The organism is Kitasatospora sp. NPDC057223 (assembly GCF_042669755.1).
Lineage (GTDB): Bacteria > Actinomycetota > Actinomycetes > Streptomycetales > Streptomycetaceae > Kitasatospora.
Genome location: NZ_JBHUWW010000123.1, coordinates 21163 through 28214, shown reverse-complemented (window position 1 = coordinate 28214; position 7052 = coordinate 21163). Strand labels below are relative to the sequence as shown.

At 75.9% G+C, this 7052-nt stretch carries 5 protein-coding genes; 2 read left to right on the top strand and 3 right to left on the bottom strand.

Translation table 11 applies throughout. The features are described from left to right. Positions 1-156: 156 nt before the first annotated feature. From ACFUK0_RS31705 to ACFUK0_RS31695, 3 genes are read right to left on the bottom strand one after another with little or no spacing between them, the layout of a single operon-like run. Positions 157-1407 carry an ATP-grasp domain-containing protein gene (locus ACFUK0_RS31705; RefSeq protein WP_380255931.1) on the bottom strand — a complete coding sequence of 417 codons (1251 nt, stop codon included), beginning with the start codon at positions 1405-1407 and terminating at the stop codon, positions 157-159. Between the two features lie 8 nt (positions 1408-1415). Beyond that, positions 1416-3878, bottom strand: a complete 2463-nt coding sequence (locus tag ACFUK0_RS31700) for an ATP-grasp domain-containing protein (protein ID WP_380255930.1) — start codon at positions 3876-3878, stop codon at positions 1416-1418. 44 nt (positions 3879-3922) lie between these two features. Next, positions 3923-5191 (bottom strand): condensation domain-containing protein, encoded by a 1269-nt coding sequence (locus ACFUK0_RS31695; protein ID WP_380255929.1) that lies wholly within the window; start codon positions 5189-5191, stop codon positions 3923-3925. A gap of 230 nt (positions 5192-5421) precedes the next feature. On the opposite strand from ACFUK0_RS31695, the gene ACFUK0_RS31690 reads away from it, so the two are divergent. Together ACFUK0_RS31690 and ACFUK0_RS31685 are read left to right on the top strand one after the other, a co-directional pair. Continuing rightward, on the top strand, positions 5422-6456 hold the full coding sequence (locus ACFUK0_RS31690) for an LLM class flavin-dependent oxidoreductase (protein WP_380255928.1): 1035 nt from the start codon (positions 5422-5424) through the stop codon (positions 6454-6456). Then, the gene (locus tag ACFUK0_RS31685; RefSeq protein WP_380255927.1) at positions 6453-6998 is read left to right on the top strand and encodes a flavin reductase family protein; all 546 of its coding nucleotides are present in this window, start codon (positions 6453-6455) and stop codon (positions 6996-6998) included. Before ACFUK0_RS31690 ends, ACFUK0_RS31685 begins: the two co-directional genes overlap by 4 nt. The last annotated feature ends 54 nt before the right edge of the window (positions 6999-7052 follow it).

The following is a 7052-nucleotide window of genomic DNA, read 5'->3' as shown; positions in this document are numbered from 1 at the left end:
ACGTGGATGTCGGTACCGGCCCCGGCTCCCGCGTTCCCGGGGCGGCGCGCCAGCGTGGGGTCGCGGCGCTGCTCCCGGAAACGCCGACGCGGCCCGGCCGGGGCCGAGCCGCGCGGTGGTGCGCCGCCCGGTCGGGGCGGGTGGTCGCGGATCCCGCTACGGGAGCGGGGTGGTGACGATCTCGACGGCCCGGGCCGCGGCCAGCGCGTTGGCGGCCGCCTCCTCCCGGTCCGCGCCCACGGCCACCACCTCGCCGGCCCGCGACCAGGAGCTCGTCACGGGTTCGACCGTCCGGCCCTCCTCGGCGGACAGCCAGATGTCCACCACCCCGGGCAGCGCCCGGGCCGGGTCGAGGCCGCGGACCTCCCGGACGACTCCCGGGGCCGCGTCCAGGAACCGGACCGCCGCACCCCGGACGGGGGCCCCGGCCATCACGGGCGGCCTCCCCTCCAGCACGTCGACGAAGCCGCGGACGAGGTCGCTGTCGTAGGCCAGGGCGATGAGGAACGGGATGTAGTCCCCGGGCAGCCGGGCGGCGCACTCCAGCAGGTGGGGCGTGCCCTCGCGCAGGATCCACTCGGCGTGCAGGATGCCGCTGCGAAAGCCCGTCGCGGCGACGAGGGCGTGCACGGCCTGCTCGGTCGCCGCGCCCTGGCCCGGGGCCGGGACGACGTGGCCGAGTTCGACCGGGTGGCGGCCGGGGAAGAGCTGCGTCGCGGTCGTGTTGAGGAACACCACGCGGCCCTCGTGCACCAGGACCTCGGTGCTGATCTCCGGTCCGTGCAGCCATTCCTCGGCCACGTAGCCGGCCCGGCCGGCGTGCGCGGTGCGCAGGTGCACCTCGTCGGCGCCCTCCGTCCGCTTCCAGGCCTCGTCGATGTCGTCCTCGGGCCCGAGGAGCTGGATGCCGGCGCTGCCCTGGAGGTGCGTCGGCTTCAGGACGCACTCGCCGCCGTGCTCGTCGCGGAACCGGGCGACGGCCTGCGGGTCCTCGACCCGCAGCCAGTCCGGCTGCCCGATCCCCCGGCCCCGGGTCGTCTCGCGCAGCAGCGCCTTGTCCCGGAAGGCGCGGACGGCCCGGGGCCCGCCGTTCGGCAGCCCCCAGGCCTCGGCCAGTTCGGCGGCCGCGACCACCGTGTACTCCAGGCCGGGCAGCACGGCGCGCACCGCGGCCGGCCGCTCGACGAGCGCGGCGAGCCCCGCGGCGTTCGCCTCGTCCTGGACGGGGGCCTCCACGACCCCCGCCGCGCAGTTGAGCCGCCCGAGCTGCTCGGCCACGTGCCGGGCGGCGCAGATCGCGGGCTCCTCGACCACCAGGACCGAGCCGGCGGGCAGGATCCGGTCCAGCTGGTTCAGCAGGCCGACGCTGAATCCCAGCACAACATGGGTGACTCGGGGCAGGGTCATGTCCGTGTTCACGCCTCCTCCACGGGGGTGATGGTTGCAACGATTCGGCTCATCGCCTCGTCCAGCACGGCGCCGCACTCGGCGGCGTCGCCGCCGGTGGCGATGACGGCGGCCAGTCTCGGCACCACGCCGCGCGGCGGGAGCAGCAGGCGCTGCCCGGCGGCCGCCAGGGCGACCACCCGCTCCACGCCCGGTACCTCGCGGGCGCCGGAGACGTCCAGCCGTCCCACGGTGCCGTCCTGGCCGGGGTAGAGGAACCGCACCTCGGCGCAGCGCTCGCGGGTCGGCCGCAGGACCGGGAGGCTGCCGAGCGACACGTCGACGGCCGCCGCGGTGAGGTCGACGCCGGTGGCCAGCCGGCCGAGCAGCGGGATGAAGTCGCCCCCGAGCCGTCCGTTGAGTTCCACCAGGCGCGGACCGCTGCGGGTGAGCCGCAGCTCGGCGTGGGTCACGCCGGTGGTCACCCCGAGGGCCGCGTGGACCCGGGTGACGGTGTCGACCACCTCGTCGGCCCAGGGCTCGTGGCGCCACGGGGAGACCAGGTGCCCGACCTCCTCGAAGAAGGGCGGGTATCCGATCCGCTTCCGCGCCAGGTTGACGCAGTGCACCTCGCCCGCGACGACCACGCTGTCGAGGCTGATCTCCGGGCCGTCGAGGTACTCCTCGATCATCAGGCCGTCGAGGGGGTCGAGGCCCGCGAACGCGGCCGCGGCCGCGTGCCGGTGGACGTCGGCGAGCCCGGCGGGCGTGCGGGCCAGCACCACGCCGCTGCTCCCCGCCAGGGCGCGCGGCTTGACCACCACCGGGTACCCGATCCGGGCCGCCGCCGCCAGGGCCTCGTCGAGGCCGTGCGCCACCGCGTAGCGTGCGGACGGCAGTCCGGCCTGCTCCAGCAGGCGCCGGGTGCGCAGCTTGTCGCGGCAGTTGCGGACGGCGTCCGGGGCCATGTGCGGCAGCCCGAGGCGCGCGGCCGCCTCGGCGGTCCGCTCCAGCAGCACCTCGCTCCAGGTGAGCAGCCCGGCCGGGCCGGTGTCGCCGTCCAGGATCCCGGCCACCGCCGCCGTGAGCGCGTCCACGTCCCCGGTGTCCGCCACCCGGTGCCCGGCGAGGTACGGCAGCTCCCAGCCGGCGGGCGTGTCGTTGACCGTCGACACCCGGCCGTGCGCCGCCGCGTCCTGCAGCGCGTACTCCCGGTACTCGCGGCCGCCGGTGCCGACGATGACGACGCGGGGCGGGCGGGTCGCGTCGACGGGTTCGCAGCGGAAGTCGAAGCGGGCGGCGGTGCGGGTGACCGCGCGCTGCACGTCGGCGCCGGTGCGGCCGCGGAAGCGGAACCGCGCGCCCGAGTGCTCGTAGCCGGGGGTGTCGGCCAGCAGCCGGCCCGGTTCGGGGAGGCGCTCGGCGTAGGGCCCGTCCTCCAGGGCGCTCTGCGGCGCCGCGGCGAGGACGCGGCACGGGCGCGCGGCCGGTGTGGGCACGAGCAGCCAGCCGCCGCACTCGCCGTCGCCGTCGGCCGGATCCGCCGAGAGGGTGTAGGCGGGCAGCGGCCGGCCGAGCTGGACGTCGACGGCGGCCGCCATCAGGTCGACGCCGTGCACCTCGCGCCAGACGAACGGGACTTCGGCCCCGCCGGGGCGCGCCCCGACCTCCAGCACGTGGAACGCCGGTTCGTCGCCCTCCTCGGAGGCGAAGAGTTCGAGGTGGAACACCCACGGGTCGGCCGACATCGCGAGGACGGCGCGCCGGGTGAACTCCCCGATCGCCTTGAGCAGGACGGGGTCGTCGATCTCGACCGAGCCGAGCGCGTCGCCCCGGGTGAAGTCGAGGCAGGTGCTGAGGTACCGCGAGGCGCGCCAGACCCGCAGGTCGCCGTCGGCGGCGACCCCGTCGACGTGCAGGATCTCGTGCGGCAGGTACGACTGCACCATCAGCGGGACGCCCGGGGGGAAGACGTACGCCGCCAGGTCGGCCGGCCCGTCCAGCCGGGAGACGTGCGAACTCGCCGTTCCGCGGACGGGCTTGAGGATCACCGGCCAGCCGTGGCGCCGCGCGAACCCGGCGACCGCCGGGTGGTCGGGTGCGGCGTCGGCGGCGGGCACCGGGACGTCGTGGGCGGCGAGCCGGCGCGCCATCGCCAGCTTGTCGCGGAAGGGGTGCAGCTGGTCCGGTGTCTCGCCGGGTATCCCGAGCTGCTCGCGCAGTTCGGCCGCGACGTCCAGGTCCACCTCGTGCAGGGCGACGATCCGCCCGGGGGCGCCGTGCCGGGCGGCGAGCCGGTCGACGGCGGCCCGTACCTCGGCGCGGTCCTCGGTGCTCGGCACCACCGCGACGGCGGCCGCGGCCGCCGGGAGCGCCGCCCGGGCCCGTGGCGTGGTCACGTAGCTGACCCGGTGGACGGCGTGGTCGAGGTAGGCCGCGTAGTCGGCGTAGGAGTCGGTCCAACGGTGGAGGACGATCACATGGGCAGGCACGGGCGACTCCATGGGCGGGCAGAGGCCGGAAGGGTGTGTTCGGTTCAGGGGGTGGCGTCCGACAGCCGGGCGACGGTGCCTTCGAGGATGTCCCGGGTGACGCCGTCCGCGATCCCCATGGTGCGCAGCCGCAGTTCCAGCGTCCGGCCGCCCTCGTCCGTGGCCCGCAGGTAGCAGGGGTGCCCGATCAGCGAGAACGGGACCTCCCGGACCGTTCCGGACTCGGGCGCGGACCCGGGGGGCGCCGCGGCGTCCGTCAGGAAGTTGAAGGCGCAGGACGCCTGGTAGGGATCGCGGCCGCGGCGGACCCGGTCGCGGAGGGCGTCGACCTCGTCCACGTCGTACATCCCGTGCCGGTAGGCCGGCAGGCTCTGGGTGTGGACGTGGGCGACGAACGGCTCGAACTCCCCGGGTGCGTCGCCGAGCGACACCGCCGTCCACTGGTTCATGGAGCTGACCACGTTCTTCCACGGCTGGACGAACCGGTTGGAGGACATCAGCTGGACGACCGGCGTGCCCGGGCCGGCGGCGCGCGCCACACTCCAGGTGAACGCGGCCAGCACGACACTGGAGACCGGGACGGAGAACCGCTCCGCGAGCCGCTGCGCGCGTTGGTACGCCTGCCGGGAGCGCACGGAGTACTGGGACGCCGTGCCGGGCGCCGCCGCGCCCCCGGCCGTGCCCGGCGAGGCGGCGTCGAGGTCGAAGATCCGCTCCCAGTGCGCGGTCAGCGCCGCCCGGCGGGCCCGCTGGCCGTCGGAGTGCTGCCAGGCGGCCAGCTCGCGCGGGGCCGGTGCGGTGACGGTCGCCGAGGCCTCCGCCGCCGGGTGCAGGGCGGCGCGGAACTCCGACTCCAGGATGGCGTTGCTCCAGCCGTCCGCGGTGATGTGATGCTTGATCATGACCACCGCGCGGGGGCGCCCTCCCACGGTGACGACGCGGAACCGCCAGCTGGGCGCGGCCCGCAGGTCGAAGGGTTCGGCCGCCAGGCCCCTGACGAGTTCGTCGAACTCCTCGGGACGGCACTCGACCACCCCCGAATCGACCGCCCCCGAGCCGGCCTCGCCCGCGGAGGGCAGCACCCGCTGGGCCGGCGCGTACGGATCCGTCAGCTCGTACACCGTCCGCAGCGACTCGTGCCGGCCGGCCAGCCCGAGGACGGCGTGCTCGACCTCGTCCACGCCGGGCTCCCCGTCGTCGGCCACCGCCCAGATGGTCCGGGTGTTGGCCTCGTGCCAGCGATCACGGCCCAGCCCCCGGATGTCGCGCCAGACGGAGAGCTGACCGTGGGACAGACGGGCGGACTCGGGCACGGACGGCTCCGTTCGTTCGCAGGGCACCCGACTCCGGTGACCACGGGTGATGCTGCGCCAGCCTAGGAGGGCCGCCGCGGCCGGGACAGGCAAGTAGGCGGCAGCTTCGGGGCGCCGGAACACAGGCAGGAAAGTTGCCTGCGCACTACCTGGAGGGACACCACCGTGTGCGCCCTAACGTGGCTGCGACACCCCCCTGCCGGGTCGGGCCGACGAGAAGAGGTGGCTCCGTGGCCGATGAAACCCCAGGCCTTCGGCTGTTCGCGACGATTCCGCCGCCCGCCGGTCCGGGCGGCTACCTGGAGACGGTCCGCCGCGCCGCGCGCCGGGCGGAGGCGGCCGGCTTCACCGGCGCCCTCGTCTACTCCGACAACAACACCGTCGACCCCTGGGTCGTCGCCCAGGAGGTGCTCACGGCCACCGAGGACTTCGCACCGCTGGTCGCCCTGCAACCCGTCTACAACCACCCCTACGCGGTGGCCAAGCGGATCGCGACCTACGCGTCGGTGTACGGGCGCCGGATCGCCCTCAACCTGGTGGCCGGAGGCGCCGTGGCCGACCTCGCGGCTCTCGGCGACGACACCCCGCACGACGAGCGGTACCGGCGGCTCACCGAGTACGCGCAACTGGTCGGGCGGCTGCTGGCCGGCACCCCGGTCGACTTCGAGGGCGCCTACTACCGGGTGCGGACGCCTCCGCTGTTCCCCGCGATACCCGCCGCGCTGAGGCCCGAACTGTACATCTCGGGCTCCTCCGAGGCGGGCCTGCTGGCGGCCCGGACCCTGGGCGCCGTCCCCGTGCGCTACCCGGAGCCGTCGGACGGGGCGGGGCCGGACGCGCACGCCGAGCTGCGGGGCGGCGGCGTCCGCATCGGCCTCATCGCCCGCGACACCGACAGCCAGGCCTGGGCGGTGGCGCACGAGCGCTTCCCGGCGAGCCGGGCCGGCCGGCTCGCGCAGATGCTGGCCCGCGGCGTCTCGGACTCGCACTGGGTCGAACGGCTGTCCGCCGCCAAGGAGTTCCCCGGCGGGCCGGACAGCCCGTACTGGATGGGGCCGTTCCTCAACTACGCGACGTACTGCCCCTACCTGGTGGGCAGTCACGAGAAGGTCGGATCGGAGATCATGCGGTACATCGACGCCGGGTGCGGGACGTTCATCATGGACACCGCGCGCGAGGAGGGCGACTACGCCGCCGCGGCGGCGGTCTTCGACGGCGCGCGGGGCCCCGGCGGCGCCCCGGGCGCGGCGCCGGTGACGCGGTGAGCGCCGGGGCGGGCCTCGGCGGCCGCGCACCGGAGGCGGCGGCCATCCCGGTGGAGCCCGTCGGCCGCACCCCCGACCCGGTCGCGCTGCGCCGCGCCTTCGGCGCCTTCCCGAGCGGTGTGACGGCGCTGGCGGCGCTGGTCGACGGCGCACCGGTCGGCCTGACCGCCTCCTCCTTCACCCCGGTCTCGCTCGACCCGCCGCTGGTCTCCGTCTGCGTCGCGCTCACCTCGACGACCTGGCCGCGGCTGCGCCGCGCCGCGCGGATCGGCGTCAGCGTGCTGGGCGGCGCCCAGGAGGGGGTCGGCCGGCAGCTGGCCGCGCGCGGCGCGGACCGGTTCGCCGGCCTGGAGTGGCACCGCAGCGGGGAGGACGCCGTGCTGCTCGGCGGCGCCGGCGCCTGGTTCGACTGCTCGGTCGAGCGGGAGATCCGCGCCGGGGACCACGAGATCGTCCTGCTCCGGGTGCATGTCATGGGCGTCGATCCGCAGGTCCAGCCACTGGTCTTCCACGGCAGCCGGTACCGCAGGCTCGCCGGGTAGCGGGCCCGCCCGGCGGACCTCGCCCCGGTACCGGAGACCACCCAGGGAACGAGA